The organism is Parafannyhessea umbonata (assembly GCF_900111255.1).
Lineage (GTDB): Bacteria > Actinomycetota > Coriobacteriia > Coriobacteriales > Atopobiaceae > Olsenella_J > Olsenella_J umbonata_A.
Window position 1 is genome coordinate 219,507 of sequence record NZ_FOGP01000002.1, and the last position, 26,625, is coordinate 246,131.

The 26,625-nt window shown below is 63.9% G+C and carries 25 protein-coding genes; 4 read left to right on the forward strand and 21 right to left on the reverse strand.

Annotated features, from left to right (window positions below):
* Nucleotides 1-37: 37 nt before the first annotated feature.
* Both BMY31_RS03710 and BMY31_RS03715 read right to left on the reverse strand, forming a co-directional pair.
* Nucleotides 38-1,177 carry a coiled-coil domain-containing protein gene (locus BMY31_RS03710; RefSeq protein WP_078686920.1) on the reverse strand — a complete coding sequence of 380 codons (1,140 nt, stop codon included), beginning with the start codon at nucleotides 1,175-1,177 and terminating at the stop codon, nucleotides 38-40.
* A 201-nt stretch (nucleotides 1,178-1,378) separates the two neighbouring features.
* Complete coding sequence (locus BMY31_RS03715; protein ID WP_078686921.1) at nucleotides 1,379-2,656, reverse strand: O-acetylhomoserine aminocarboxypropyltransferase/cysteine synthase family protein; 1,278 nt, start codon at nucleotides 2,654-2,656, stop codon at nucleotides 1,379-1,381.
* Between the two features lie 286 nt (nucleotides 2,657-2,942).
* Between BMY31_RS03715 and BMY31_RS03720 the strand changes: the two genes are divergently transcribed.
* Nucleotides 2,943-4,808 carry an adhesin gene (locus BMY31_RS03720; protein ID WP_143802926.1) on the forward strand — a complete coding sequence of 622 codons (1,866 nt, stop codon included), beginning with the start codon at nucleotides 2,943-2,945 and terminating at the stop codon, nucleotides 4,806-4,808.
* Between the two features lie 8 nt (nucleotides 4,809-4,816).
* Here BMY31_RS03720 and BMY31_RS03725 read toward each other — a convergent pair whose 3' ends face one another.
* From BMY31_RS03725 to BMY31_RS03790, 14 genes are all read right to left on the reverse strand, one after another.
* Complete coding sequence (locus BMY31_RS03725) at nucleotides 4,817-5,701, reverse strand: prepilin peptidase (protein ID WP_091008381.1); 885 nt, start codon at nucleotides 5,699-5,701, stop codon at nucleotides 4,817-4,819.
* A 6-nt stretch (nucleotides 5,702-5,707) separates the two neighbouring features.
* Nucleotides 5,708-6,370: a hypothetical protein gene (locus BMY31_RS03730; RefSeq protein ID WP_078686924.1), complete on the reverse strand. Its 663-nt coding sequence runs from the start codon at nucleotides 6,368-6,370 to the stop codon at nucleotides 5,708-5,710.
* Nucleotides 6,371-6,988, reverse strand: a complete 618-nt coding sequence (locus BMY31_RS03735) for a hypothetical protein (RefSeq protein ID WP_078686925.1) — start codon at nucleotides 6,986-6,988, stop codon at nucleotides 6,371-6,373.
* A complete protein-coding gene (gene pilM / locus BMY31_RS03740) occupies nucleotides 6,978-7,997 on the reverse strand; it encodes a pilus assembly protein PilM (protein WP_091008385.1) in 1,020 nt (339 codons plus the stop codon). The genes BMY31_RS03735 and pilM overlap by 11 nt, the downstream gene beginning before the upstream one ends.
* Before the next feature lie 213 nt (nucleotides 7,998-8,210).
* Complete coding sequence (locus BMY31_RS03745) at nucleotides 8,211-8,624, reverse strand: competence type IV pilus major pilin ComGC (RefSeq protein ID WP_091008388.1); 414 nt, start codon at nucleotides 8,622-8,624, stop codon at nucleotides 8,211-8,213.
* A gap of 179 nt (nucleotides 8,625-8,803) precedes the next feature.
* Complete coding sequence (locus tag BMY31_RS03750; RefSeq protein WP_091008390.1) at nucleotides 8,804-10,021, reverse strand: type II secretion system F family protein; 1,218 nt, start codon at nucleotides 10,019-10,021, stop codon at nucleotides 8,804-8,806.
* A gap of 30 nt (nucleotides 10,022-10,051) precedes the next feature.
* Nucleotides 10,052-11,101 carry a type IV pilus twitching motility protein PilT gene (locus BMY31_RS03755; protein ID WP_091008392.1) on the reverse strand — a complete coding sequence of 350 codons (1,050 nt, stop codon included), beginning with the start codon at nucleotides 11,099-11,101 and terminating at the stop codon, nucleotides 10,052-10,054.
* A 63-nt stretch (nucleotides 11,102-11,164) separates the two neighbouring features.
* Complete coding sequence (locus tag BMY31_RS03760) at nucleotides 11,165-12,871, reverse strand: GspE/PulE family protein (RefSeq protein ID WP_078686929.1); 1,707 nt, start codon at nucleotides 12,869-12,871, stop codon at nucleotides 11,165-11,167.
* A gap of 60 nt (nucleotides 12,872-12,931) precedes the next feature.
* Nucleotides 12,932-13,507 carry a prepilin-type N-terminal cleavage/methylation domain-containing protein gene (locus BMY31_RS03765; protein ID WP_091008395.1) on the reverse strand — a complete coding sequence of 192 codons (576 nt, stop codon included), beginning with the start codon at nucleotides 13,505-13,507 and terminating at the stop codon, nucleotides 12,932-12,934.
* Nucleotides 13,504-13,749 carry a hypothetical protein gene (locus BMY31_RS03770; protein ID WP_143327741.1) on the reverse strand — a complete coding sequence of 82 codons (246 nt, stop codon included), beginning with the start codon at nucleotides 13,747-13,749 and terminating at the stop codon, nucleotides 13,504-13,506. The genes BMY31_RS03765 and BMY31_RS03770 overlap by 4 nt, the downstream gene beginning before the upstream one ends.
* Before the next feature lie 110 nt (nucleotides 13,750-13,859).
* On the reverse strand, nucleotides 13,860-14,933 hold the full coding sequence (locus BMY31_RS03775; protein ID WP_091008398.1) for a hypothetical protein: 1,074 nt from the start codon (nucleotides 14,931-14,933) through the stop codon (nucleotides 13,860-13,862).
* Between the two features lie 10 nt (nucleotides 14,934-14,943).
* Nucleotides 14,944-18,120, reverse strand: coding sequence for a type II secretion system protein (locus tag BMY31_RS03780; RefSeq protein WP_091008401.1), 3,177 nt, complete (start codon nucleotides 18,118-18,120; stop codon nucleotides 14,944-14,946).
* Between the two features lie 147 nt (nucleotides 18,121-18,267).
* On the reverse strand, nucleotides 18,268-19,452 hold the full coding sequence (locus BMY31_RS03785; RefSeq protein ID WP_091008405.1) for a GGDEF domain-containing protein: 1,185 nt from the start codon (nucleotides 19,450-19,452) through the stop codon (nucleotides 18,268-18,270).
* Nucleotides 19,452-20,672, reverse strand: coding sequence for a GGDEF domain-containing protein (locus BMY31_RS03790; protein ID WP_091008408.1), 1,221 nt, complete (start codon nucleotides 20,670-20,672; stop codon nucleotides 19,452-19,454). The genes BMY31_RS03785 and BMY31_RS03790 overlap by 1 nt, the downstream gene beginning before the upstream one ends.
* Before the next feature lie 128 nt (nucleotides 20,673-20,800).
* Here BMY31_RS03790 and larE point away from each other — a divergent pair, with 128 nt between their 5' ends.
* Complete coding sequence (gene larE / locus BMY31_RS03795; protein WP_091008411.1) at nucleotides 20,801-21,625, forward strand: ATP-dependent sacrificial sulfur transferase LarE; 825 nt, start codon at nucleotides 20,801-20,803, stop codon at nucleotides 21,623-21,625.
* On the opposite strand, the gene BMY31_RS03800 is transcribed toward larE, so the two are convergent.
* The 4 genes from BMY31_RS03800 to BMY31_RS03815 all read right to left on the reverse strand — a co-directional run bounded on the left by BMY31_RS03800 (nucleotide 21,622) and on the right by BMY31_RS03815 (nucleotide 24,437).
* The gene (locus BMY31_RS03800) at nucleotides 21,622-21,930 is read right to left on the reverse strand and encodes a hypothetical protein (RefSeq protein WP_091008414.1); all 309 of its coding nucleotides are present in this window, start codon (nucleotides 21,928-21,930) and stop codon (nucleotides 21,622-21,624) included. The genes larE and BMY31_RS03800 overlap by 4 nt on opposite strands.
* Nucleotides 21,931-22,037: 107 nt before the next feature.
* A complete protein-coding gene (locus BMY31_RS03805; protein ID WP_091008417.1) occupies nucleotides 22,038-22,349 on the reverse strand; it encodes an AzlD domain-containing protein in 312 nt (103 codons plus the stop codon).
* Complete coding sequence (locus BMY31_RS03810; protein WP_091008420.1) at nucleotides 22,346-23,173, reverse strand: AzlC family ABC transporter permease; 828 nt, start codon at nucleotides 23,171-23,173, stop codon at nucleotides 22,346-22,348. The genes BMY31_RS03805 and BMY31_RS03810 overlap by 4 nt, the downstream gene beginning before the upstream one ends.
* A 160-nt stretch (nucleotides 23,174-23,333) precedes the next feature.
* Nucleotides 23,334-24,437, reverse strand: a complete 1,104-nt coding sequence (locus BMY31_RS03815) for a nucleoid-associated protein (RefSeq protein WP_091008422.1) — start codon at nucleotides 24,435-24,437, stop codon at nucleotides 23,334-23,336.
* A 345-nt stretch (nucleotides 24,438-24,782) separates the two neighbouring features.
* Between BMY31_RS03815 and tatA the strand changes: the two genes are divergently transcribed.
* Nucleotides 24,783-24,971, forward strand: a complete 189-nt coding sequence (gene tatA, locus BMY31_RS03820; RefSeq protein ID WP_078686941.1) for a twin-arginine translocase TatA/TatE family subunit — start codon at nucleotides 24,783-24,785, stop codon at nucleotides 24,969-24,971.
* Here the strand turns inward: tatA and BMY31_RS03825 are convergent.
* A complete protein-coding gene (locus BMY31_RS03825) occupies nucleotides 24,968-25,876 on the reverse strand; it encodes a LysR family transcriptional regulator (protein WP_078686942.1) in 909 nt (302 codons plus the stop codon). The genes tatA and BMY31_RS03825 overlap by 4 nt on opposite strands.
* 105 nt (nucleotides 25,877-25,981) lie before the next feature.
* Here BMY31_RS03825 and BMY31_RS03830 point away from each other — a divergent pair, with 105 nt between their 5' ends.
* Entirely contained in the window at nucleotides 25,982-26,431 is a 450-nt protein-coding gene (locus BMY31_RS03830) for a protease inhibitor I42 family protein (protein WP_159443979.1), read from the forward strand.
* Nucleotides 26,432-26,625: the final 194 nt, after the last annotated feature.

Below are 26,625 nucleotides of genomic sequence, written 5' to 3' on the forward strand. Positions count from 1 at the left end.
TGACGTATGTCGGCTTGGCTTGCTTGCGTCGGGCTTCCTACGCGAGCGCGATTCCCATGAGCCAGCCCCAGCGCGGGGTGACGGTGGTGCTGTAGTAGCTGATCCAGCTGTCCAGGCTGATGGTGCGGATGTAGCCGACGTTGTCCATCATCATGCCGCCGCCAATGTAGATGCCGATGTGGCCGTAGATACGCCCGGCCGTCGTGTGCGCGTGCGTCGAGACGGCCACGATCATGCCTGGCTTGATGGCCGACTTGTCGGAGCTGTGGCAGTACGAGTTGTACATGTCGTTGGCATTGCCCGAGGCATAGCCAAAGCCCGCGTTCGAGAACACCTGCGAGACCCACATGGCGCAGAGGCCGGGACCGGGAGACGGCGTAGAGGCGCAGGCGTTCAGCACCGCCGCCTGCGAGCCGGTGGTCGACCCCGGGTCGACGATCCTGCCGGTGACGTCGACCGCCTTAGAACCCGACGACGCGGCTGCCGCCCGCTGGGCGGCTCGCTCCTGGGCCATGGTGGCAAGCTCGGAGTCGCGCTGCGCCATGAGGTCCTTAACCTCCTGGCTCAGACCATCGATGGTGCTCTGGGCCTCGGCCTGCTTGGCCTGCATCTGGTCCAGCTGCTCCTGCTGCTGGGCACTCAGGGCCTCGAGGTCAGCTTTCTCCTGCTCGAGCTGCCGCTTCTGGTCCTCGAGCTGCTGCTTGAGCAACTTGACGGACTCGATCATCTCGCGGTCGTTCTCGCTGATCTTGTCCATGTAGTAGATGTTCGACGCGAGCTCCTCGAGCGATGTGGAGGACAGCAAAACCGAGAGGAAGTCGTTTCCGCCGGCCTTGTACGCCGCGCTGATGCGCTTGGAGAGGATCTCCTGCTTCTTCTCGAGCTCCTCCTGCTTCTTGTCGATGCCGGCCTGGACCTCGTCGATTTGCTTCTGCTTGTCCTCGATCTGGCCGAGGGTCTTCGACTGCTCCTCCGAGAGCCTCTCGTAGTCGGCGGCGATGGCGTCAAGCGTGGCCTGAGCCGAGTCAAGCTGCGCCTGTGCGTCGGAAAGGCTGCTGTTGGCGGCGTCGATGTCATCCTGGGTGACGCCCCAGGCAAGACTCGGTACGCTGAGCGCGGCACCGGTACCCAACAAAAGCCTGAGCGCGTCTCTCCTGCTAAAGTTCCTGGAATCCAAAATCAGTCCCCTTGTTCGATTGAGCTGCGTTCAGAAGGTCGATCTCGGTTACGGGATATGATACTCCCCCGCGCCCAAAACGCACCATGTCCATCGCACAAGTTCCACGACGGGTCGGACGCTTTCGGACGCTTTCGGACGCGGGGGAGAAGGACGCGCGCGGCACCTTGCGGCGCATGGCGCGGCGCAAGGCGGCTCGCTCTAGATGCTTGCCAGCGCCTGCTCGAGGTCGGCGATGATGTCGTCGGTCCCCTCGAGACCGCAGGAAAGGCGCACCATGGCGGGGCTGATGCCAGCGGCGACGAGCTCCTCGTCGCTCATCTGGCGATGCGTGGCACTCGCAGGGTGCAGGCAGCAGGTGCGCGAGTCCGCCACGTGCGTCTCGATGTTGCAGATCTTGAGCGCGCCCATGAAGCGCTCGGCCGCCGCGCGGCCGCCGGCCACGTCGAACGAGACGACGCCGCAGGTCCCGTTCGGCATGTACTTCTGGGCGAGGTCATAGTAGCGGTCGCCCTTGAGGCCGGGGTAGCGGACGGACGCGACCTTGGGGTGCGTCGCCAGGAACTCCGCCGCAGCCTGGCCGTTCTTGCAGTGCTGGGGCACGCGCACGTGGAGGCTCTCGAGGCCAAGGTTAAGGTAGTAGGCGTTCTGCGGGCTCTGGATGGACCCGAAGTCGCGCATCAGCTGAGAGGTGGCCTTGGTGATGAAGGCACCCTGCTGGCCAAACTTCTGTGCATAGACGATTCCGTGGTACGACTCGTCAGGAGTCGTCAGGCCGGGGAACTTGTCGGCATGGGCCATCCAGTCGAAGTTGCCCGAGTCGACGATGGCGCCGCCGACCGCGCTGCCATGGCCGTCCATGTACTTGGTGGTCGAGTGCGTGACGATGTCCGCGCCCCACTCGATCGGCCTGCAGTTGACCGGCGTCGGGAAGGTGTTGTCCACGATCAGGGGCACCCCGTGGGCGTGCGCCGCCTCCGCAAACATCTGGATGTCGAGCACGGCCAGCGCCGGGTTGGCAATGGACTCACCGAACACGGCCTTGGTGTTGGGCCTGAAGGCGGCCTCGAGCTCCTCGCGAGAGCACGTGGGCGACACGAAGGTGGACTCGACTCCCATCTTGGCCATGGTGTGGGCCAGGAGGTTGTACGAGCCGCCGTAGATCGCGGAACTGGCGACCACGTGCCCGCCATTCTCGCAGATGTTGAACAGCGAGAAGAACGTGGCAGCCTGGCCCGATGAGGTCAGCATGGCGGCAGAGCCACCCTCGAGCTGGCAGATCTTCTTCGCGACCGCGTCGTTGGTCGGGTTCTGAAGGCGCGTGTAGAAGTAGCCCTCGGCCTCGAGGTCGAAGAGCTTGCCCATGTCCTCGGAGCTGTCGTACTTGAATGTCGTCGACTGGACGATGGGAACCTGGCGCGGCTCCCCGTTGCCCGCGACGTAGCCACCCTGCACACAGCGAGTCTCAATAGAGCTCATTCTTGCTCCAATCCCAGGCACAACGCCTGCGTATCAGCTCGTTTGATTCCTAACATGCTCTCATAGCGTCAGACCATACTACCCGATGTTTAACTTCATTGACGCAAAGGGCAATCCGTCCAGACTGGCCACGCCCTTCTCAACCGCTCTTTTTCAGGTTCCCAAAAGTTGATTTACAGTTTCCCTCAAACGTCATGCTTCCCTCGTAGCATCGGACCCGGTAGGAGTCTTGAGTGGCGTCGAAGTTGGTACTTTGACATCAAGGAAGCGACGAGAGGAGACTCCGATGACCACTTCAGGACGGCCAACGCAGGACAAAACGAACATGGACGTCAGGGCGGCCCAGCGCATGCTCGGCGAGGGATGCCTCAGGAGCCGAGGCCATGCGGGACGACAGCAGGCCCTGACGCGCATGGGAGTCCTCGTCACGACCGGAGCGCTCGTGCTGTCGCCCTTCCCCGCGCCAGCGATTGCATTGGAGTCCGACGGAAGCTCGGCGGGCTCTGCGACGGCCGCGGAGGGGCAGTGCGCCCAGCCGGACGAGGGCGCGCCTCCCGCAAAGCCCGAAGGCGACTCACCCGACGGAGCGGGCGCAAGCAGCACCCCCGGCGTTCCTCCCTCTGACGCGCCGGACGCGCAGGCCCCCGGCGGCACGGGACGGACAGACGCGCAGTCGTTTGACTACCAGGGAAGCTATGCGGGCACGCTCACGGCCGACGGCGAGAGCGTGAGTTCCGAGGACCAGATCGCGACGTCCACGGCGTCGGACCTTGTGGCCGCGCTCGTCCAGAACGGCGGCACCCTCACTGTCTCGGGCTCGACGCTGGGCAAGACGGGCGACGACGGCGACGGCGACAGGTGCAACTTCTACGGCGTCAACTCAATCCTGCTCTCCGTGGGCGAAGGCTCGCTCGCGAAGGTCTCCAACAGCACGCTGACCTCGGACTCCACAGGCTCGAACGCGCTGTTCGCCACGGACTCGGGAACCATCTGGGCGAACGGCGTGACGATACGCACCAGTGCGGACAACTCACGCGGGCTCGATGCAACCTACGGCGGGACCATCGTGGCAAACGGCCTCTCGATCGAGACCGCGGGCGCGCACTGCGCAGCCTGCGCGACGGACCGCGGAGGCGGAAGCGTCAGCGTCACGAACTCCACCCTCCGAACGGCCGGCGTCGGCTCTCCCCTGGTGTACTCGACCGGCGACATCGAGCTGAACGGGTGCGCGGGCACCGCCACGGGAAGCCAGCTCGTTGCAATGGAGGGACTAAACACTGTCTTGATCGGCAACTCGACGCTCGAGGGCACGCTCGAGGGCAAGAGCGCGTCCGACCCCATCGCCGACGGCATCATCATCTATCAGTCCACCTCGGGCGACGCCGAGGCTTCGACCGGAAAGACGGCGACCTTCCAGGCCAAGGACTCGACGCTGAGAAGTGCGATCGCATCTGGGTCGATGTTCTACCTCACCAACACGTCGGCAGACATCGTGCTCTCTAACACCACGCTCGACTTCGACTCAAGCGCCGCGAGCCTCCTGATTGCCGCGGGAAACGACTCGAACGGCTGGGGCACCGCAGGCAAGAACGGCGCGACCGCCAGGCTCACGGGCATAGGCCAGACGCTCGGGGGCAACATCGAGTCAGACACCATCAGCCAGGTGGACGTCTTCCTGACAGAGGGAACAACCTGGACGGGAGCGGCAGAGATCAGCGAGAACGCCACAGCGTCCACCAGCGACAGCCCCCTGAGCGTAAGCGTCGACTCCAGCTCGAGCTGGGTCGTGGCGGCCGACTCGACTGTATCGAACTTGACGGTCGAGAGCGGAGGAAGGGTGGTCGACACAAACGGCAAGACGGTCACGATCATGGCCGGCGGCAAAACGGTCGTGCAGGGAGACTCCGGCATCACCGTCACCGTTTCGGGTAGCTACTCCACGGACTACGACGCCTCGGCGGCCGGGTCCCTTGCCAGCGAGGCCATCGATCGCAGCACGTTCGACGAGGAGTACGGAACGCAGACGGCATTCTCCATGGATGGAAGCGCCGCGTCAGGCCAACGAGAGGCGACGGAGTCCCAAGGCGGATCGGACAACTGGTGGGACGGCTTCCTGAGCTTCTGGAGGGGCGTCTTCGGGATGGGCGGCTAGGACCGCGTCTACAGCGCAAACAATCCCAGGTACATGCCAACGAGCTGCTCGCCGAAGAGCATGCAGAACCAGCAAGCAAGGGCGATGGAGGGCCCCCAGGGGAAGGCGTGGGGGTCCACCCGCTCGGGGGCTTCCTCATCCACGGCTTCCGAATCCACGGTCTCCGCGTCGTCGGCCTCGTCGCCCGAGCCCATCCGCGCGAGCCCGAAGACGATGCCCAACACGCAGGAGACGAACACCACAAGCAGCAGCTGGCTGCCGCCAAAGTAGAGGGCGGCAGCCGCAAGGAGCTTGACGTCTCCTCCGCCGATACTGTCGCGGCCAAGCACGCGGTCCATAACGAGTGCGAGCGCGATAAGCGCGACCAGAACCCCGACGGCAGTGCCCACGTAGTAACCAACGGCCGAGACGATGTCAAAGCCCGCGGGAAGGGAGCCAGTCGCAAGGAGGGCCAGCCCGTAGAGGGCGCGCGCGGCGACGGCAACGGCAACGCAGGAGTTGGGGATGATGCACTCGTCAAGGTCCGTGAGCGAGAGGACAAGAAGCGTACTCGCGAAGACCAGCATCTCGACGGTCTCGAGCGTGAGGTCGTAGCGCACGACGACGGACAGGTACAGGGCCGCACACAAGAGCTCGGTCAGGGGGTAGCGAGCGGGAATGCGCTCGTGGCAGTAGCGGCACCTCCCCCTCGTGAAAAGCCAGCTGAGCACCGGCACGAGGTCGCGCGCGGCAAGCACGTGCCCACACGAGATGCAGTGGCTCCTTCCGCGCAGCACGCTCTCACCGTGCGTGAGCCGCCACGCGAGGCAGTTCAGAAAGCTGCCCATCACCAAGCCGAAAAGGCCGGTAACGAGCAGCGAGTACCCGGTTATGAGAGGAGTCGAGAAGAGCATGGCGGCCTAGCCAAGGGAATTCGAGAGGTCGTTTCCGCCGCTTGCAGACCCCGTCGCCTGGGCCACGTCGGCGGGAACGGAGTCGTTGCCCTTCTCATAGAACGTCAGATGGACGTCAACCGAGAAGGGCTGCTGCTTTGTGCCCGAGCCCGAGCCGGCGTTGCGGGCGTTACCCGATCGCTGCGCCTCGTTGTCCGTGATGGTGTACTCGTCCACAGAGCAGGGAAAGCCGCTGTTCACGAGCGCGTCGAGGACGGAGCGCGCCTGCTCGTAGGAGCCGCACTCAAACGAGAGCTGGACGCCTCGCTGCACGAGTCCCGATTCGTTGACAGCGACGTCCTCGAAGGTCATGTCGTAGTCAGCGGTTCCCGAAAGGACCGCGTTCAGGCTCGCCATGAGCGCCTGGACGTTGTCGTACTCGGGGACAACGGCAGGAACGGTGCCCTCAGCCTTGTACTTTGCGATTGCGTCCTCCATCTCGTCGATCTTCTTGATCTTGAGCGTGTCGGTGACTATCTGGTCGTTCGCGGCATCGATCTGCGACGTCAGGTCGGCAAGCTGCTCCTGCGTCGCGGTGAACACGAACTGGTACCAGACGACGAGGATGAGAAAGATGGCCAGAAAGACCATCAGAACCTTCTCGCGGCGAGAGAATGTGTACGTAAGCATCTACTTCTCCCCCGTTTCGCTCGAGCTGCCAGATACCTTGAGTCTGACGGTCACGGTCGCGACGACGCCCGTCGACTCGTCGCTCGACTGGGCCGTCGAGACCGAGACGCTGTCGACGCCCTCCTGCTGGCCAAGCTCCTTGGCGATGGAGCCGACGCTTTCCAGCGAGACGTTGGAGAGCGTGATGGTCAGCTTGGTGTCCTCGAGGGACACCTGGTTGACGGTGCAGTTGGGCCTGACCTTTGACTCGACCATGTCGAGCACGCCCATTGCGTCCACTCCGGATGAGCTGCTAATGGGGGCATATGCCTCGTACTCGCTCAGGATGTCGTCGTATTCCTGGACGCGTTGCTGGACAGGCTCGAGATCAGCGCGAACCTTCGCAAGCTCCGACTGCTTCTTGGCGACGTTCGCCAGGGGGCCGAACACGGCGAAGTTCAGGAAGAGTATGGCCGCGACCGCAATTCCCACGGCAGTCACTATGACGCGACGCCGAACGGCACCGGAGCCCTCCACCTGATAGAGGTTCATCGTCCTCTTGGTGGGGTACTCCACCTTGTTGCGGCCCCTCTTCGTCAGGAGGTCAAGGCTTATCTTTTTGCCAAGATCAAGCGCCACGAGAAGCCTCCTCTCCAGCCACGAGCGCCGCGTAGGCCAGCGAGCACACGATGTTGTCGGTTCTGGTGCGCACCTCGTCAGGCATGAACGCGTTGACGTACCAGACGGGATAGTCGAAGTCCATGCCCATGGCGCTCACGAGCTGCGGGATGGCCGCTCCGCCTCCGGAGAGGTAGATGCCTTTGATGTCCTTGTCGGGGTTGCTGAAGTTGTAGAAGTTGACGACCTTGCTGACCTCGAACACAAGACGGTCGAATACGGAGCGGCAGCGGTCCGTGTCCAGAACGCCCTCGAAGTTCGAGTCGCGATAGGTTCCCGCCACGTGGAGGTCGACGTCCCTCATCTCGGCAATGGCAGAGTCGACGTCGACGCATCCCGAGTCGACCACGCGCGATCCCATGAACCGGTCGTCCTCGAACAGCGAGATGTTCATCTGGTTGTAGCCAATGTCCACCACGACGATGTCGCGGCCGGCGTCCTCGGGATGCTCGACGTTGTGGGCGTGCATCAGGTGCATGTACGCCATCGAGGAGGGCGTCACGACGCGAAGCCTAAACCCCGCGTGCTTGAGGATGTCGGCGTAGGTGTCCATGACACTGCGCCTGACCGCAGAGGCGTAGAGCTCCATGCGCACCAGCCTGCCATCTTCGTCGCAGACCATGTCATCAACGGCATAGTCGTAGGCGTAGGCGTCCGGGTCCTCGGTGATAAAGTCGCGGAACTCGTACGGGAGGTTGATCTTGAGCTCGGACGTGGTCATCGGTGGCAGCGAGACATGCCTGAAGTACGAGCGCTGCTCGGTCAGGACGATGGCGCAGTCCCTGTCACGGATGCCCTCCTCGACGCGAAGCTTCTTGAGGAATTCCGCCATGACCTGAGGAGAGACGATTCCCTCCTCGTTCATCACGTTCTCGGGCAGGCGCCTGGAAAGGAAGCGAAGGCCGCGGTCGCGGAAGGCGACCTTGACGTTGTCCGTCCCTATATCGAATCCAACGAATGAGCGAGCCATGATGTCCCCTGGTTCGTATGAGCTGTGTTAGTGCGGCGTAGCGTCGCATAGCTGATGAAATTGTACGTCATCGAGCTTCATTATCAGCGCTTGTTCTCCGCCACAGGAGCAGTTGAGGGTCAAATTTATCGGAGAAGGGCATAAAAAAGCCCCGCGAATCGCTTCGCGGGGCCAGAACCAATGCCGAGAGTCTTGGTTCTACGCGGCTAGTTCCTAGCCAAACGTGATCTTAATCGAAGACCCGTTGTAGGTGTAGGTGACGCTCTGGTCGGCGTTCCATTTCAGGGGCTGACCGGCGACGTCCTGATCCTCGGAAGCAGTGCCCTGGGTCTTGAAGTCGCCCTCGCTCTGGGTCTGGGTAACGGTACCGTCTTTCTTCAGGTAGTAGGTGTCACCCGAAGCAGCATCCTTGTTGCCCGCAACGTCAGCCGTGGCTGCAGCATAGCCGCCACGGATGTTCGCCGCATCGGCAGCGACCTTGGCGTTGTTGAGCTGAGCCGAGAACACGGGGATCGCGATTGCCACGAGGACAGCGATGATAGCGACGACGATGAGCATCTCCATCAGGGTAAAGCCCTTGTAGCCACGCTTCTTGAGGTCGTTCTTTGCCATGATAATCTTCTCCATGCAGTGCCTCCCATTCCATTATTGGCGTTCCTTCCGTTGAAGAATACGACACGGAGGAGGCCATGTTCAACCATACGTACGTAGTATTATAAAGCACCAAATGTAGTTTTGTCACTAATCTAGTATCTTTTTTGGAATACGTTAAGTTTTGTCCGCCGAACGCGATGCCAGGGCGCCCGCTACGAGCTGTAGCTCCCGTAGATGCTGAACATGGGAAGGTAGACCGCAAGCAGGATCATGACCACGATCAGGGCGAGAAACACGATCGTGGCAGGTTCGAGCAGCGCGACCGCCCGCGCGGTCTGGGTAGCCACTTCGTTGTCGTAGTAGTCCGAGATGACGTCCAGGGTCCTCTCAAGCGTTCCCGTCTCCTCGCCAACGCCCGTCATCTCGACGGCCAAGTCCGGAAAGGCCTCCGTCTTGGCAAGCGATGCCGCAACGGGCTTGCCTGATTCGACGGCAGGCTCAATGCTTGCGAGAGCATGGGCCATGTAGCGGTTGGAAATCGTTCGCGCGGTGGCCTCGACGGCCTGCACGACCGGAAGTCCGGCCGCCATCATGACTGACATCGTGCCCGCGTACTGTGCCGCCGAGCTCATGACGTTGATCTTTCCCAGGACGGGAAGCCGCGTGCCAAGCCTCGACCACCACAACATGAAGTCTTCGTTGTAGCGCTTGAGCATCTTGATGGCTACGACGATTCCCACGATGACGCCCAATATGACCGCAAAGTAGCGCGTCATGAAATCTGACACGGCAATCATGACGAGGGTGGGAAGCGGCAACTCGACGCCCATCGACTCAAAGGTCTTCTTAAAGGTGGGGACGGCCATCACCATGATGACGACCACGACGATGACCGCAACGCCCATCACGAAGGAGGGGTAGATCATCGCGCTCTTGACCTTTGAGCGGGACTTCGAGCGCTTGTCGTAGTACGTGGAGAGGCGCGAAAAGACCACGTCGAGGTTGCCCGAGTTCTCACCGGCGCGCACCGTCTCGATAAAGGTGACGGGAAGTCCACCGGCATGCTTCTCGAAGGCATCAGCCAGGCCATGGCCGGCCGCCACCTCGTCCGCGACGTCGAGCAGAATTGCCTTAAGGGCCCCGTCCTCGGTCTGCTCCGCAACCAGCGCGATCGTACGCACAATGGGCAGGCCCGCACGCAAGACGATGGCAAACTGGTTGCACATGATGGCCAGCGACTTCTCCTTCGCGCGGCGCGGTCCCAGGCGCAGGTTGATGTCGTGGGAGGGCTGTATCTCCTCGATGTCCGAGACGATCAGTCCCTGATCCTTGAGCTGGCTGATTGCCTCGTCCTGGGTGTTGGCCTCCGCCACGCCCTCCTGGACGCCCTCCGACGCGAGACGCCGTGCCGTGTACTTAAAGGTCTTCACGTTCGTATGCCCTTCCTCGGTGAATCAATGCTATCTGCCCTGGCGCAAAAACGCATCGGAATCGCGTGCGGCGCTCGCAGCCGTACGGGCGTCTATCAGGCGGCTGCGCAGGAGCCTCGATATCGAGGCGTCCATGGTCACGTTGCCCAGGGCGGCGGTCGTGGCGATGGAATTCTCTATCTGCGGGGTCTTGCCCTCGCGGATGAGGTTGCGGATGGCAGCGTTCACCACCATAACCTCGCAGGCGAGGACGCGGCCGTTGCCTCCCAGGCGCGGCAGGAGTTGCTGCGAGACGACTGCCTTGAGCGTCATGGACAGCTGCGTGCGGATTTGCCTCTGGCGGTCCTCGGGGAACGACCCAATGAGGCGGTCGACGGAGTCGGCGGCGGACTGGGTGTGCAGGGTCGCGAAGACCAGATGGCCGGTCTCCGCGGCAACCAGGGCGGTCTCGATGGTATCGAGGTCGCGCATCTCACCGACCAGGATAACGTCAGGATCCTCGCGCAGGATGGCGCGAAGGCCCGCCGAGAAGCTTTGCGTGTCTCTCCCCACCTCGCGCTGGGTCACGAGGCCTCGCGCCGACTCGTACACGTATTCGATGGGGTCTTCGAGCGTGATGATGTGGTCTGGCCGCGTGAGGTTGATCTCGTTGATGATCGACGCGAGCGTGGTCGACTTTCCCGACCCCGTCTCGCCTGTCACGAGGACGATGCCCTTCTGATACGCTGGGAAGTCCGCGACAACGGGCGGTAGTCCCAGCTCGGACATAGCGGGGATGCGCTCCGAAAGCAGTCGGAGGGCCATTGCATAGCCACCGTCCACACGATACGCGTTCAGCCTCACACGGACGCCAGCGATGTCGGAGGCGCAGTCGTACTCGCCCGTATGCGCCAGGTCGTCGAAGCGCCCTCCCAGCGCCGTGCGCGCCAGCCCCTCGCACTCCTCCGCGCTCAGGGGCGCATCGCCGCGGGACTCGAGGCTCCCGTGGATACGGAAGCGCAGGAAGGCGCCGGGCGAGAGGTGCACGTCCGAGGCTGAGGCCTCACGCGCAGCCAGTACGATCTCTTCGAGTTCGTTCACGTCACTCCCCTTCCCGTCAAAGCCAACCGATGAAAGCTCCTGCCAGTAGTGCCCCCGTCCGAGCTAGTCGGACACGTAGACCGCCCTCAGCACCTCGTTGACGGTCGTCTTGCCCGAAAGGACGAGTTCGCGCGCGTTCACGTTGATGGGCTCGAAGTCCGTCCGCCTGACGGCCTCGAGTATCAGGTTGCGGTCCCCCTCGTGGATGGCCGCGCGCACGTCGCCAGTCACGCGCAGCACCTCGGCCACGACCGTGCGCCCACGATAGCCCGTGCCGTAGCACTCCGGGCAGCCACGCCCGCGATAGAACTTGATGTCCTCACCCACAACCGCAGGGTCAATGCCAATTGAGCGCATCTCGTCCGCGTCGGGCACGTAAGCCTCCTTGCAGTGGGGGCAGATGCAGCGGACCAGGCGCTGGCTGACGATTCCGCGAAGTGCCGTTGCCTGCATGTACGGCTCGACGCCGATGTCGCTCAGGCGGTCGAGGGTCGAGATGGCGTCGTTCGCGTGAATGGTCGAGAGGACCAAGTGCCCCGTGACTGCCGCACGCATGGCGATGTCGGCGGTCTCGGAGTCGCGAATCTCTCCCACCGAGATGATGTCGGGGTCCTGTCTCAGTGCAGAGCGCAGACCGTCGGCGAAAGTGGTCCCGGCCTTGTCGTTGACCTGGACCTGGGTGACTCCTTCGATGCTGTACTCGACCGGGTCCTCCAGGGTGATGATATTGACTCCCTCGGTGTTGAGGCGACCGATAATGGTGAAGAGGGTCGAGGACTTGCCCGAGCCCGTGGGGCCAACAAGGAGGATGACCCCCTGCCTATACGAGACGAGCCTGTTGTACTCCTCCAGGTTGTGTCCGTAGAACCCCAGCTCCTCGGCAGTGTCGAGCTTGTTGTCACGGTCGAGAATACGGATGACGATCTTCTCGCCATGTACCGTGGGAAGGGTCGACACGCGAAGGTCGGCCTCCTTGCCGTGCAGGCTGACGATGGCCCTTCCGTCCTGGGGCACGCGCCTCTCGGTCACGTCCATTCCGCACATGACCTTGATTCGGCTCGTGAGAGACTGCTGGAGCTCCTTCGGGATCTGGAACTCCTCGTGGAGGACTCCGTCGATGCGCATGCGGACGCGCACGCCCCCGTCCTGCGGCTCGACGTGGATGTCGGAGGCCCTGTCGGTGATGCCACGCTCGATGATGTTGTCCACAAGGCGAATGGACGGCGCCGACGACCCACGGCCGTTGTCGAGATCGTTGGTGTGGAGGCCGAGGCTGTAGGCCCCGTTCACGTCGGACTGCTCGGCCTCCTGCTGCATCTCTCGGATGGCGCGCTTGGCGCCGACGGTTCCGTACAGAACCGAAATGGCGTGATCGATGCCGCTCTGCGTGGCAATCATGGGGACGATGCGCTTGCGCGAGGCGGCGCGTGCCTCCTCGGTCGCGATGAAGTTGAGGGGGTCGGACATGGCAAGGTAAAGCTCGTCGCCGCGCGTGCGAACCGGAACGATCGAGTTCTTCTTGGCAAGGTTCCTTGGGACGAGCTTGGTCATCTCGGGATCGATCTCGATTTCGGAGAGGTCGATGTAGTCGATTCCCAGCTGCACCTGAAGAGCCTCGATGAGCTGGCGACGCGTGATGACGCCGGTCGAGATGAGCGTCTCTCCCAGGCGCTGGTGCGTCTCTTTCTGCGCAGCGAGCGCCTTCGACAGCTGCTCCTCGTCGATGACGCCCGCGTCAATCAGAAGGTCTCCGAGACGTGTGTACTTCATTTCAAACTCCTAAGCGTTGACGTCGTGGTCGGCTGGCGGCGCGGGCCTTCGCGCGCGCCGCTACGACGTGGGAATGGGAAGCTCGCGCGTGTAGCTCTCTCCCAGAGGCGTGTAGTAGAAGCGATAGGTCCTGCTGAGCGACGGGTCGCTCGCGTCGGTGATCCGGTAGGCCCCCTTGACGCAAACGGACGTGCAAGAGTAGTCGTCCTCGGGATCCGTGGGATCGTCGACCAGCTCGATCTTGCAGTTACCGTAGGCGCTCCCGTTGAGCAGGGGGAAGTCGCCCTGGTCGCCCTGCAGGTACAGCTGGCCGTCAATAGAGACGAGCCGCACGCCCCCAGCCGCCGAGATGGTCTGACGGTGGAAGACGACCGTGTCGACCTCCTGACCGTCCTCGGCAAGCGTCGAGGTCATGAACCTGAACGGGTCGGCCAGCGAGCTGTCCACCGTCCCGGAAAGCATCTGGGCCTGAGAGGCAAACTGCTCGCGTCGGTACACGTCCAGCGCGCCGGACGTGCCAACCGCGACCACGCTCGTCAGCAGCGTGAGCACGAGGAGTGCGGCCAGAAGCTCGACCAGCGTGAAGCCGGAGCACGACCTTGGGAGACGCCGTGGCGCAATGTGACGCGCGATCATGGCTCCTCCCCCGTGAGTCGATACGACACGATGTCATCCCCGCCGGAGATCAGCATCGTGTGGCTGCGGCCGTCGACCTGCACCGTCGCTCGGTCGCTCCCCCGGCTTCCCACGTAGCGGTCCGACTCGGCCGCCTGGCGCTGCTCCCACAGGTCACCCTCGCGGTCCTCCGCCTGCCTGCTGAGCCTTGCGGCGGTCGCCGATGCCGCAAGGAGCATGACGGACGCGAGAGTGCAGATCAAGATGGCAACCAGAGTCTCCGCAAGGGTTTCTCCCCGCTCGCCCCTTCCGACGCGGCATCGCGGTGCGTGGTGGACAGGAGGCCCGCCCTGAGTTTTGCGTTGAAGTCGCATCACGCCACCTCCACCCACTGGACGCCGAAGTTCCTCTTTCCGGTCAGCTGCGAGTCATCGTCGTCGCCGCCAACCGTCTTGGCGCGGCGCTGGCACGAATACGTGTCGTCGGCGGGCATCGCGGTCAGGCTGCCCTCGTAGTTGCCGCTACCAAGCTTGACTGCCATGTCCCAGCCATAGTAGTCGTAGCGCAGCGTAATGACGATGATGGTTATGCCCGTGTGGGTGGTGCATACGGGAACGTAGTACTTGCCCTGGTAGTAAACCATGCAGATGTAGTGACTCGAGTCGGACAGGACCATGAGCTCGCTGTTGGCCGTTGCCTTCCAGGTGCATTTTGCCCACTGGTTCGTATACCAGCTGTCCTGCGTGGTCCCCCAGACGTTGCACTGGGCCTGAAGCTCCGTAGAGAGCCTCATGCCAGCAACGGGTCCGGTGTACTCCACGGGAATCTCAGTCGAATTGGGTCCCCAGTGGATGACGAGCCCGCCCTCGGTCGTACTTCCCTCGAGCATCGCGGGCACGGTGGTCGAGAGCGTGTAGGCGTAGTCGCCGCCATCCGCAAGCTCGGCCTTGATGGTGATGTAGTACTGCTCGGCGCCCTCGGTCTTCATGCTATAGGTGAGCTTGACCTCGGGGACCGTGGCCCCCTCCACCGTGAAAGAGTCGATCTTGGTGACCATCTCCTGCGGAGAAGTGCTTCCCGACGCAATCGACCGGGCAGCCTGGGTCGCCCAGTTCGCCAGGGCCGATCCGTCAGAGGTCGTCCCGGGATCAAGCTGGTCGGCAGGCTTCGCGCGCGTGAGGATGAGGTTGGCGATGGAGCCGCGCTCGCAGGCAAGGGAGCGCGCGGTCTGGATGCCCGAGGAGACCGCAAAGTATGCCTGCTGCTCCTTGGTCGTCTTCTTGCTCCGCTCGACGCTCACAGAGGACGAGGCGATGACCACGGTGGCAACCATGGTGCAGACCAAGAGGAAGACCAGGGCGACGATGAAGGAGGCACCGCGGTCGGCGCGCAGGAGCGCGCGGGCTCCAGCGAACCTGCCTTTGCACTTCTCGCATGCGTACGTCATCGCTCGCCCCCTATCCCACGATCGGCCAGTCGCCATAGTACGGTAGCAGAGACCCGTTCGCCCAGACTCCGCCGAACGGGAAGGCGCGACCGACGAGCGAGGAGGAATAGGGATGGGTGTCCGCGACCGAGAGCCTCGGCTGCGTCTGCGCGGCCATCTGGTCGTAGCTCAGACGGCACGAGAGCTCCCAGGAGTTGTTGTGGTCGTTGTAGCCCGAGTTCCACACGTAGTGGACGTTGGCACCCGGCTGGTAGGCATGCCCGCTGCCGACGCCGCCAGCAAGCGCGCCCACGTGGTTCCAGCCCTGGGACATGCCCAGGACCGTGCAGTTCTGGATGCCCCAGTCGTTCTGAAGCTCGTCGTAGCCGGCGATGCCGCCCACGTAGTCGGCGCCCGAGGTGTTGACGGCCGCGATGTTCTGGTTCCAGTAGCCGCCCTTACGGTAGCCCGCGAGGCCTCCCACGAATGACCAACCGCCCACGTCGCCGGTGGCGTAGCAGTTGTCGATGCCGCCGTCGTTGTGGTAGCCCACGAGTCCGCCGAAGCAGTTGCCGTTGTTGTCCCCGTCGCGGACGTAGACCGCGGCAAAGCTTCCGCTGATGTTCTGCGAGTCGCGGTAGCCCACGAGGCCGCCGACGCTGTTGCCGCTGGAGGTCACGCGTGTGTACTCGATCGTGCCGCCGGAGCCGGGGTTCTGGTGCACGGAGCACGCGTTTATGGCGCCCGAGGACCAGCCCGAGAGGCCGCCCACGTTATCGGCGCCGCCGACGACGTCGACCGCCGAGGTGACGCCGTTGGCGGAGCCGGCCTGGCGGCCGAACGCGCCACCCACGTTGTAGCCAGAGCCTCGCACGACCTCGCGGCCATCATACGAGATGCCCGAGCGGCAGGCGACACGAGAGTTGCTGAACGAGCCGGACGAGAGGTCACCCACGAGGCCGCCAACGTTGCTGGCGCCCGAGACCGAGGCCAGAACGACGTCGCCCGTGCCCTCACCCGGGGTCGAGCCCGCAAGGCCGCCTACGTTGTCCCCCTGGCCGGCCACGGTGACCGCCGTGTTGCTGGCCGTGTTGCCCACCGTGGTGTTGGAGATGGCGCTGTAGCTGCGCACCTCGCCTGTGACGCCGCCGACGTGGCTGGCGCCCGAGACGTTGGCCATCGAGGCGCAGCCGTTGATGCCCTGGGAGTTGCTGCCCGCAAGGCCACCGACGCAGTTGCCGGTGCCCACGACGCTCACCACCCTGGACGCGTCCTTCTCGCCCACCATGGAGCCGTTGATAGAGCCGTTGTCGCCCAGGTAGCCGCAGAGGCCGCCAACGTAGTTGGCGCCCGAGACGTCGGCGAGGGAGCGGTTGCCATCGAGCGAGGACCCGTTGCGACCGGCTATGCCTCCGACGCAGTCGCCCGTGCCCGTCACGGTGACGTGCCAGCTGCGGCCGAAGTCGTTCTTGTAGTAGCCGACATTGCAGTTCTCGAGCGAGACGCTGTTGGGATTGTCGCCCACCAAACCGCCGACGTAGCCCGCGCCCAAGACGTTGACCGCGCTCGAGCAGTTCTCGATGTTGTTCCAGCCCTCGATTCTTCCCACGAGGCCGCCCACGCAGTCGCCCGTGCCCGAGACCTGGCCCTTGCCGTCAGCGGTCTCGAATACGTGGCAGTCGCGCACGGAGCCGGTCCTGTGCACGCCCACGAGCGTTCCGACGTCGCCCTTGCCGCTGACGACGGGGTCCTCGAAGTTGAGGGAGTCGACCGTGCAGAAGAGGTCACCGAACAGGCCGGTCTCGTTCGAGTCGCTGGAGATCCTGAAGTTCTTGAGCACGTGGCCGTTGCCGTTGATGACGTTGGAAGGCGTCGCCTCCATCTCCTTCGAGGCGGAGATGGGCGAGAAGGACGCCAGCGGGTTGAAGCCGTTTCCGCTCGATTCGTTCCTACTCTGGATAGAGACGCACTCGGGATGCTGCTCCCACGTCGTCCCGTCGAAATCGATGTCGCCCGTCACCTCGGCATCCGTATAGCGCGCGAAGCCATAGGTGAACGCGTCGAGGTTGTCGATGTTGGCCGAGGCGCAGGCGGCCCGCAGGTCGAGGTTGCGCAGGTGGCGCAGGGTCGAGACGCTGACCTTGGGCGCCTCGGAGTTCGACGTGTCCCTGCTCTCGTAGAGGCTGTTCGTCTGGAACTCCTGCGTACGGATGGGCTGCGAGGGGTCGTCCTGGCCCACGTCGCAGAAGAGCGAGACGGTCACCGTGATGTCGGATCCGGGCATGACGTCCTTCACGATGTCCGAGAACCTCAGGCCGTCGCGCATACTGTCCAGGATGAAGTCGAGCTCGCCGTCGCCGTTGGAGAGCGCGATGCGCGTGCTGGGGTCAGCGCTGACGGGCGAGTATGAGCGCGACCAGACCTCCTTGGCACCCCAGTTGCGGCACGACTCTCCCTCGACGGTGACGTCGATGCGCAGCGAGGCCAGCCTCTGGCTGTCGCCCGCGACCTTGCCGAGGCCCTTGGTCTTGACGCTTGCGTAAAGCTCCTCGGAGTTGACCAGCGAGAGGTCAAGGTCCGAGAAGAGCTCGCGCTGCTCCTCCTCGGCGGTACGCGCGCGCTTGGTGAGCTTTGACCCGCCGTAGTACCCGATCAGATAGGGCGAGCGTTCCTCTCGGGAGCGCAGGCCGCTGATGGACGAGTAGTCGACGTCTCCCCCGCTGGGGCATTTCGCATCGCCCTCCCAATAGTAGACGGAGTAGACCTCGCCGGTCGCGGGGCTTACCTCGACGACGAAGCTCCCCGAAAGCAGTGCAGACGTGATGGGGTTGGCCTCGCTCGTGACGAGATAGGCCGTCGTCTCCTCATCGGAGGACGAGAGCTGGAATAGCCCGTAGTCCTCCCACGAGGCGGACTTGTCGGGGTAGTCCGCGGGCATCGCCACCACCTTGCTGCCAGGCTTCGACGAGAGGCTGCCCGCGAGGATGTCCGCCTGTCCGGTGGACGAGAGCGCCGAGAGGCGGCTCTGCACGGCATTGTAGACAACCTGGGCCTCGGCATCCAGCTGCATCATGCGCAGGCTGCGCTGGATCGCCATGAGGTTGGGTATCGCGATGGCCATCATGACGGCGAGTATCGAGACGGCAGCCATCATCTCGGCCATGGTGAAGCCGAGCGTCGCCCTTGTCCTGTCCTTGCGCCGCGTCATGACCCTCCGTTCGCGCGGTTAGTCCAGCATGCATAGATACTGAAAATAATAGCACCGCACCGGGGACACATTCGCAGAATCGCAGGTTCTGGGGGCATCCATCCCGTCAAGCGTGGGGGGAACCGGGGCCTTGGACTCGACGACGGGTCAGTCGAGGCGGCGCTCGACGCCCAGCGACTTGTACAGGAGCCCCTTTCGCTCCATCAACATCTGGTCCGCGCGCGCGAACGCCCCGGCCGGGGTCTCGTCCGAGGCGACGATCCTCGTGTACCCGCAGGTGGCGTGGAGCGCCACGGGAAGCTCCCCCCGAAGCACCTGGACGTTGAGGACGGCGTGGAAGTACTTCTCGACCGCCTCGGGACCGCCCTCGCGAAGAGAGGCGTCGTCAATCACGAGCAAGAACTCGTCCCCTCCCCAGCGCGCGGCAAAGCCGCCGAAGCGGCCGACCGTCTGACGCGCCGCGGTGGCCGCGCAGCACAGCGCGACGTCGCCCACGGCATGGCCGTACACGTCGTTCACCTGTTTGAAGCGGTCGATATCGAACAGGAAGAGGCTTTGCTCGACGCCGTCGTCGCGAGCGAACAGCTGGGCCAGGTACTTGTCGGCCCGCCGGCGGTTGTTGAGGCCGGTCAGGGGGTCGTTGAGGACAAGGCGCTCCTGCATCGTGGCGAAGCCTATGACGAACGAGCACAGCAGGGCGAGCGGATAGGCGGGCGTGCCGGGAAAGACGGAGTCGAACATGGCCGCGACCAGGGGCGGGACGGCAAAGCGCAGGACCACGGCAAAGAGGGCGCGCCTCTCCTGGAGGGCGTCGGTCGCCAGCCCCCAGATCGCGCGGACGGAAAGCACCAGAGCGTAGGCGCTGCCCAGGAGCATGGCGAGCCAGAACCAGCGGCCGCGCGAATAGGCGCCGCTGGAGTCGAGCGTGAACACGAGTCCGGTCGACATGGAGGACAGGACCAGGACGATCAGGGCAAGAAGAGGCACCGCGAGCAGGGCGATCGAGGAAGCGCGCCCGATGCGCACGGAGCTCAGGCGCGTCGTGAGGCCGACGGCCCACCAGAAGTTGATGAGGCAAATCAGAACGAGGATGACGCAGGTGAGAAGGGAGTACAAAACGGGCTCGGCCGTCCACTTCCCCGCATAGATGAGATTCCAGCAGGTGTCCAGGAGACAGTACGCGACGTAGCAGAGGAGCATCGTGCGGACCGATCTGACCTCGAACATGGAGCCCATGTCACTCGACACGTTCACGGCCATGAACAGTGCGCCCAGGGCGCAGAAGACCTCGGTCGATACCAATGCGGCAAGGTGTACGGAGGAGACGTCCATCACTTCTCGCCCTCCTTGCTGAAGGCGCTCCTCTTGCGAAAGAGCATCTTGCGGTCATAAAGGACCTTGTCGGCACGGGCAACCGCCTCGTCGAGGGAGGTGCGGGAATCGCATACGTCGGTGCTGCCCATGCAAAGCGTGAGCGTGAAATCGAGCCCGTCGCGCTCGCAGGCCGCTTTGAGCGCATCGTTCGCCAGACTCTCGGCCACCACGGTCCCCGCGGTCGGCCCCGTTCGGATCAGGACGAACTCGTCGCCACCCCAGCGGGCGACGAGACCCCCCACGTCTTCGACGACCATCCTGAGGGCGGAGGCGACCGAAAGGAGGGCCTTGTCCCCCGCAGCGTAGCCGAACTCGTCGTTGATCCTCTTGAAGTGGTTGAGGTCGCAGATGTACACGTGGATGGGATTGTCGACCGACACCTCCAACGAGAGGCTCTCGAAGTAGTCGTCCGCACGACTTCGGTTATTGAGTCCCGTCAGGGCGTCGAGGTAGATGTCCGCTCTCTGGCGCGAGAGAAAAGCCATGACGACGGCCCAGAGCATGCCCAGAGACCCAATGCCGGACACGCCGGCCACGACGAGGGAGAAGCCCGCGACGAGCGGCCCCAGGCCGCAGAGCATGAGGTTGAGGCAGCGGAGGGAGCGGATGCGGGAGCGCACCCTCGCGATGCACGCCAGGATGCTCGCAAACGAGACGGTGACGAAGAGGAGCGAGGGGGCCAGGACCAGCATGTAGTAGGGACCGTGCTGGAAGAGCCCAGCTTCGTCGACATAGAACACGGCCCCCGTCCACCAAGAGTCCACGAGTGCCACGACGCAGGACAAAAGCGCGAGGTGGCAGGCGATGCGGACCGCCCTTGACTGCAGCAGGCGCGACTCGAGCATCACCTCGACGTAGACGAACCATCGATAGTACATGTACGCCAATAGGAAGAGGCTGAGCGCAGAGACGGCGAAAGCGACCGAGGCGGGAACGGGAACGAGCGCGTATCCGGTAAAGAACCACAGGAAGTCCACTACGAGGTAGGAGAGGTAGGCGCACGCCACGCAGCGAAGCGCCTCTCCGTCCGGACTATGCCCCAAATCGGACGACATGCGGACGAGCAAAGCCAGGCTCAAGGCAAGGCACGTGACGTCAGTCAGCAGGTATGTGAGGGTGTAGGCCAGCGTGACGATCTCCCCCAAGGCCGCGTTGGTATACAGGGCCAACAGTAGCATCGCCCAGCTGGTACCAGGCAGGCATTTTTCTAAATGGTACCCCTGAGGTGCCAGCCGCAGAACGCGACTGCATAAAATGTCATCTCCCTGGATACACTTCTACACAAGAACCGTCGAGGGGAGTCAGCATGGGCGCCTACGACCTAACCCTGCAAGAGAAGCTCGACGACCTAAAGCGCTACATCCAGTCGCTGGGGAGCGTCGCCGTTGCGTTTTCGGGCGGAGTTGACTCTGCCTTGCTTGTAAAGGTCGCAAGCGAGACGCTTGGCGGAAACACGATAGCGATCACCGCGCGGCCCCCTGGCGCCGAGGCCCCCGGCCAGGAAGAGGCGCGCCGCCACTGCAAGGACCTTGGCGTCCCTCACGTCTTCGTCCTGCTCGACGAACCCGAGGCAACGTGTGCGATGAGCGCGGAGGAGCGCTGCTACGACTGCAAGAGCGCGCTCTTCTCGCAGATGAAGTGCGTGGCGAACGCGCAGGGGTTCACATTTTTGGCGGAGGGTTCGAACCTGAGTGACCTCGAGAGGAACCGCCAGGGCCTGCGGGCGCTCTCCCAGCTGGGAGTGAAGAGCCCGCTCAGGCACGCGCGGCTCGACCGCCGGGAGGTGCGCGAGCTCTCGCGCAGGCTTGGGATACCGACATGGGAGCGCAGCTCGAGCCTCTGCGAGACGCAGGTCGCGCCGCGGCCGCGCGACAGGGACCGAGCACTCGCGACGGGTGCGAGCGCGGCCGAGGCATACCTTCGCGCGCTGGGATTCGGCTGTGTCCGCGTCAGCCCGCAAGATGCGGGCGGCGCCCTAGCGCGGATAGAAGTCCCCGAGGAGGACCTGCCGCGACTCCTGGAGTCGAAGACGAGGGCAGCCATCGAGAAGCGCCTGCGCGAGCTTGGCTTCGAGCGCGTAGCCTGCGACCTGGGCGGGTACCGCGCCGCAGAGGCGCGCGCCGAGCCCTAGAGCCCGAACGACGCGGCTATGGTCTGAATTACGGAGTCCACCGTCAGCTGGGCCCCGTCGAGCACCACGGCCTTCCCCACAAGAATCAGTGCGAGGGCAAGCAGGAACAGGAATAGCCCCACAAGGAACCTGAGGACTCCCCTGCCCTCGGAGGGGCTCGAGCCCATGGTCGCATGGGCATCGCCGCGCAAGCGCGAGCCGTCGAAGGCCGAGGACGTGTCGGCGGAGGCATACGGCCTGAAGCCCACCGCGCCTTCGGTATGCCGTCCCTCTGCCGTGCCGCGCCCTGGTGACCCACTCGCCATGTGACCTCCCTTGCCGCCAACCCATTTAGTCTAGCCCCGCGCGAAAGCGCGACGCGACCACCCTCGGGAGAAACACGGCAAGCGGTACTGCCACGGGAGCCGCGAGGCTAGCGAGCGAGGAAGAGCTCGAGCACGAACACCAGCGAGCAGCAGCCCACGGCGACCTGGAAGAGGCTCGCCCCATACCACGAAGCGACTATGCCGGCCACAAGCGCGAGCGCGCCCGCAACGGGAGAGTTCGTCGCCTCGATGATGGCGGGAAAGGTCATGACCGCAAGCGTGATGTAGGGGACGTAGAACAAAAACGACTGGAGGAAGCGGCTCTTGATCTGCCCCTTCACGAGCGTGAGGGGGAGCACGCGGACGGCAATCGTGACCGCAGCCATGATCGCGATGTAGACGTAGGGGTTGTTCCTCATGCCACGTCCCCCAAAGCCTCGGGCACGCCCTGCCCGATGGCCTCGGAATCGGAGGCGAGGAGACGTCCCCGCTCGCGCGACTCATCCTGCGAAGGCTCCTCGGCCTCGCCGTCCTTGACGGGAAAGAGAAGGGCCGCAAGCGAGGAGAGCGAAACGGTCAGGACGATGGTGCGCGTGCCTGCGGAGAGCCCAGAGACGAGCGGGGCGAACTCAAAGAGCGCGCTCGCGGCAAAGCTGGCGATCACGAAGCCGCGCACGACGGGATTCTTGCGAGAGGGCGGCACGATGACGGCGAGGAACATGCCAAAGAGCGCGACGGAAAGCGCGCTCACGATGCGAGCCGGCATGACGTTGCCGACGACGATGCCGAGAGCCGTGCCCAGGGACCACGCGGGGAGGGCGGGAATCATGGCTCCATAGGAGTAGTACGGGTCGATGTTGCCGGGACGGGCGATCGCGATTCCGAAGATCTCGTCCGTAAGGTCAAAGCCCACGAGGAAGCGCTGGACGAGACTCGCCTCTGGGTCGAGGCGCTGCGAGATGGCGAAGCTCATGAGGAGATAGCGCGCGTTCGCGATAAGCGTGACGATGGCCATCTCGAAGTAGGTGCCACCGGCCCCCATGAGCGCGAAGGCGGCATACTCCCCCGCCGAGGCGTTGTTGAGCAGGCTGGCAAGAAAGCCCTGGATGGGGTCGAGTCCGACGCTACGCGCCGCTATGCCGAGCGAGAACGAGACGGCAAGATAGCCCAATGCGATGGGAAGACCGTCGTGAGCTCCCTCGCGAAGCGCCCTTCCGTGGCGGTTGATGAACTCTCTAAGCATGCGCCCTCGTCTTCCCCTCGTTTTGCGGGCTAATTATCGACGAGTGTACAAACTCGAATCACCTTGTTAACGTTCCTGAAAAGCAAACGCCAAATCTTCGCAAAGAGCACAATTTACGAGATGACCGACGACACCAACGCACGCCCGCGGGCGGAGGCGCCTACTTGTTTTCGATCTTGCCGACGTTCTTGATGACGATGGACACGTATCCATCGGCGTCGGTCGTGAACTCGATGTAGTTGTCGTCGGCGGCGTACTGGGACGGGAAGGTGATTTCGATTCCCGTGTCCGTCTTGATCTTGTGGTTCTTGGCAAGGCGGTTGGCGACGCCGCGCTTGACGGGCACCTCCTCGGGCAGGTCCTGCTGGCGAGAGACCTCCTCGAAGCGCTCCTTCATCTGGGGGCGGTCCTCGAAGACCTGGCGGCCGACCTCCTCGGGCGTGAAGGACTCCTCGCGGTCGGCACTGGAGCGGACGACTGCCTTTGCCTGGGCCACGGCCTCCGTGACGTTGGCGCCGTACTCCTCGGCGACGTCGGCCACGATCTTCTCGACCGCCTCGACGACCTCCTTGCTGGACGCCTGGACGGAGCACTGGAGCAGGCCGTCGGGGATGACCATGCGCTCCTGGGAGCCGACCGTGCGGACCTTGTCGTGGAAGTCGATGGAGAAGTCGGACAGGTCGACGACGACGTAGCTGTCGACCTTCTGGGTCGGGTTGGGAAGCGTGGAGTCATGCCTGAGGATGCCGTTGGAGGGAGCCCCGACGGCGTCGGAACCGAGCTCGTGGACGAAGGCCTGGCGACGCGGCAGCAGGACGGCCGCAAAGAACTCTTGCGAGAGGTCCTCGAACCCATCCTCGCCCTCGTTTGCGGCCTCGACCATGGCCTCCGCCACGACGCCGTTTCCGGCCTCCTCGGCGCGGACCTTCATGTCCTTGGTGTCGGTGAAGTCGCACACCAGCAGGTCGCACTCCTCCAGGTCGTCGCAGCGGCGCAGCTCCTCCCACAGGTACTGCGCGACCTGCTGGGAGATCTCGACGAAGTCGATCTGCCCGCCTACGTAGCCGTGGAGCGCGTCGGCGAACCCGCTGCCCTCCGAGAACTGACCGTGCTTGTTCTCGACGCTCGAGCTGATCTTGCGCATATGCCTCTGGACGTACGACTTGATGGCGCGCTCGGATACGTCGAGCTCGCGCTGCGAGAAGGAATAACTTCCGCTCTCGAAGTCGAAGGCGTGCAGAATGGCATGACTGATTCGCATCATGGGAGACTCACCGTCAATCCTTTGGCGCGCAGGGCGCCCGTCCGTACGTGCTTGCGTGGCGCCCGCGCAGGCGAGCGCTCGAAAAGTCTACCGCACCCAGGGGCCCGCGGAGGGCCAAGGAGTGCGCGCTCCACATGTTGAGGGCATGTCGCGAAGCGGACGCCGGGCGGCTCCGAACTTCGACCTGACACCGACGATGACCTGCCGTGATTCAAGCGTTGAATACGCGCCCAGAGAGATATGTATTTAACATGTCCGCAGGTGCGAACTAGGATTTGCCACATGCCCGGCGCGGCTGGGCACTCCGTCCGGGCGCCATGCGCCACAGCAAAAAAGGAGAGCAACATGATAGCCGGACTCGGCGTACCAGAGATGATCGTCATTCTGTTTGTGGCCCTGCTGATCTTTGGGCCCCAGAACCTTCCCAAGCTCGGAAGCGCCCTTGGAAAGACCGTGAAGAACATCCGCGAGGGCATGGAGGAGGAGGGCGAGAAGGACACGGCCCCAAAGTCCTCGCAAGAGAGCGAGGACTAGTCCTCACCCGTCGGCTCGCCGCCGCCCGCCCCCTGCGCGTCGGCCTCGAACAGCTCGACGAATCGCTCCACCAGCGGCGAGACGTAGCGTCCGCGGCGCCACACCACGGCCATGCGCGTGACGAGCTTCTCGCAGTCGACGACCTTGACCGAGGCGCGCTCGACGCGCGTGGTGGAGAGGAACGACTCCGGAACCAGCCCTATGCCCATGCCCCTCGACGCCCACACGCAGGTCGTGCGGGCGTCATCGCTTACGCAGGAGGGGGTCAGCCGCAGCCCCCTCTCTTCCATCAGCTCTGAGATAACCTTCTCGAAGCGGCGGTAGATAGCCAGTGGCTTGCCCGAGAGGTCCTCGAGCGCCACACGCTTGGGGTCGCGTCCGCAGCTCATCTGCTCGGGAATAATCGCGACCATGTTCTCGGGCTTGGCGTAGCGGCACTCGAGGTCGCCGACAAGAAACGGCGTGCGCACCACGCCCACGTCGACCACACCGCGCTCGAGCATGTCGAGCACCTCGTAGGTGTTCCCCTCGCGCAGCTCGAAGCTCACGTCGGGGTAGTCCTCGGCGAAGCTGCGCATGCTCGGCGTGGGGAACAGCCCTCCGGACGACGAGATGATGCCGATGGAGAGCGTGCCACGCGAGCCCTTGCCGAAGCTCTTCACCTCGCGCGTGGCGGAAGTGGTCGCGTCGATGATCTGCGCGGCCCTGATGTAGAGCAGCTTTCCCGCGTCGGTGAGCTCCGCCATGCGGGGCCCGCGGTTCACGAGCCGGACTCCCAGCTCCTTCTCGAGCTGCTGGAGCTCGTAGGAAAGCGGCGGCTGGGTGATGTGAAGGCGCTTCGCGGCAGCGGTCAGCTGGTGCTCCTCGGCGATGGCCATAAAGTACTCGAGTTGTTTCAGGTTCATGAGGCCCCTCCACGACGCCGACGTGCCATGCGACGCAACTATAATGGGAACTTGCTGCCGCTGCCGGCAGCCTGGCGTCTGTCTTTATACCCGAGGGAGAAGAACGTGAGAAGCCTCCACGCCGACATAACACTTTCCCGCCGCGCCTTCGTCGCTATTCCCGGCACCATCGCCCTTGCGGGTCTCGTGGGCTGCGCGGGCGGATCCCAGAAGCCCACCTCAGGCAAGAACGTCCAGATAACACTTCCCAACGGCGCCGGGACCGGGTACAACTGGATGTGCGAGACGGACAACTCCATCCTGGAGCTCATAACGCAGGAGACCGTCGACAAGTCCGACAAGGACGTGGACGGAGGGAGCCTCGAGGACACCTTCCACTTCTCGACCGTGAAGAAGGGCAACGTCACGGTCAAGTTCACCCTGGCCCGTGCCTGGCAGGAAGACGCCGTGCGCAAGACCTGCTCGTACAGCTTCACGGTGGACGAGAACAAGAACGCCACGCTAACGGGCTACGAGGGTCCCGACGACTGCAAGGACCGTGCCACCATCTCGTAGCACCCCACGGGCCGTGCGGCTCACGCAAGGCCGCATCCGCACAGGCACAAGACCGCACCTGGGCCCCGGCTGTCGTCGGGGCCCAGGTTTAGTATGCGCTTCTCCTCAAGTGATATCGCATATATTTTGATAAGTTTTGGATATTTGAACGACAACCCATCCGCTTACCGATGTATCAATTCCGTTTGCAAGCG

What these genes read in the sequence shown, in the direction of transcription:
- BMY31_RS03715 (WP_078686921.1), bottom strand. Translation starts at nt 2,656, where the DNA reads ATGAGCTCTATTGAGACTCGCTGTGTGCAGGGTGGCTACGTCGCGGGC.
- BMY31_RS03720 (WP_143802926.1), top strand. Translation starts at nt 2,943, where the DNA reads ATGACCACTTCAGGACGGCCAACGCAGGACAAAACGAACATGGACGTC.
- BMY31_RS03725 (WP_091008381.1), bottom strand. Translation starts at nt 5,701, where the DNA reads ATGCTCTTCTCGACTCCTCTCATAACCGGGTACTCGCTGCTCGTTACC.
- BMY31_RS03730 (WP_078686924.1), bottom strand. Translation starts at nt 6,370, where the DNA reads ATGCTTACGTACACATTCTCTCGCCGCGAGAAGGTTCTGATGGTCTTT.
- pilM (WP_091008385.1), bottom strand. Translation starts at nt 7,997, where the DNA reads ATGGCTCGCTCATTCGTTGGATTCGATATAGGGACGGACAACGTCAAG.
- BMY31_RS03745 (WP_091008388.1), bottom strand. Translation starts at nt 8,624, where the DNA reads ATGGAGAAGATTATCATGGCAAAGAACGACCTCAAGAAGCGTGGCTAC.
- BMY31_RS03760 (WP_078686929.1), bottom strand. Translation starts at nt 12,871, where the DNA reads ATGAAGTACACACGTCTCGGAGACCTTCTGATTGACGCGGGCGTCATC.
- BMY31_RS03765 (WP_091008395.1), bottom strand. Translation starts at nt 13,507, where the DNA reads ATGATCGCGCGTCACATTGCGCCACGGCGTCTCCCAAGGTCGTGCTCC.
- BMY31_RS03775 (WP_091008398.1), bottom strand. Translation starts at nt 14,933, where the DNA reads ATGACGTACGCATGCGAGAAGTGCAAAGGCAGGTTCGCTGGAGCCCGC.
- BMY31_RS03780 (WP_091008401.1), bottom strand. Translation starts at nt 18,120, where the DNA reads ATGACGCGGCGCAAGGACAGGACAAGGGCGACGCTCGGCTTCACCATG.
- BMY31_RS03785 (WP_091008405.1), bottom strand. Translation starts at nt 19,452, where the DNA reads ATGGACGTCTCCTCCGTACACCTTGCCGCATTGGTATCGACCGAGGTC.
- BMY31_RS03790 (WP_091008408.1), bottom strand. Translation starts at nt 20,672, where the DNA reads ATGCTACTGTTGGCCCTGTATACCAACGCGGCCTTGGGGGAGATCGTC.
- larE (WP_091008411.1), top strand. Translation starts at nt 20,801, where the DNA reads ATGGGCGCCTACGACCTAACCCTGCAAGAGAAGCTCGACGACCTAAAG.
- BMY31_RS03800 (WP_091008414.1), bottom strand. Translation starts at nt 21,930, where the DNA reads ATGGCGAGTGGGTCACCAGGGCGCGGCACGGCAGAGGGACGGCATACC.
- BMY31_RS03805 (WP_091008417.1), bottom strand. Translation starts at nt 22,349, where the DNA reads ATGAGGAACAACCCCTACGTCTACATCGCGATCATGGCTGCGGTCACG.
- BMY31_RS03810 (WP_091008420.1), bottom strand. Translation starts at nt 23,173, where the DNA reads ATGCTTAGAGAGTTCATCAACCGCCACGGAAGGGCGCTTCGCGAGGGA.
- BMY31_RS03815 (WP_091008422.1), bottom strand. Translation starts at nt 24,437, where the DNA reads ATGATGCGAATCAGTCATGCCATTCTGCACGCCTTCGACTTCGAGAGC.
- tatA (WP_078686941.1), top strand. Translation starts at nt 24,783, where the DNA reads ATGATAGCCGGACTCGGCGTACCAGAGATGATCGTCATTCTGTTTGTG.
- BMY31_RS03825 (WP_078686942.1), bottom strand. Translation starts at nt 25,876, where the DNA reads ATGAACCTGAAACAACTCGAGTACTTTATGGCCATCGCCGAGGAGCAC.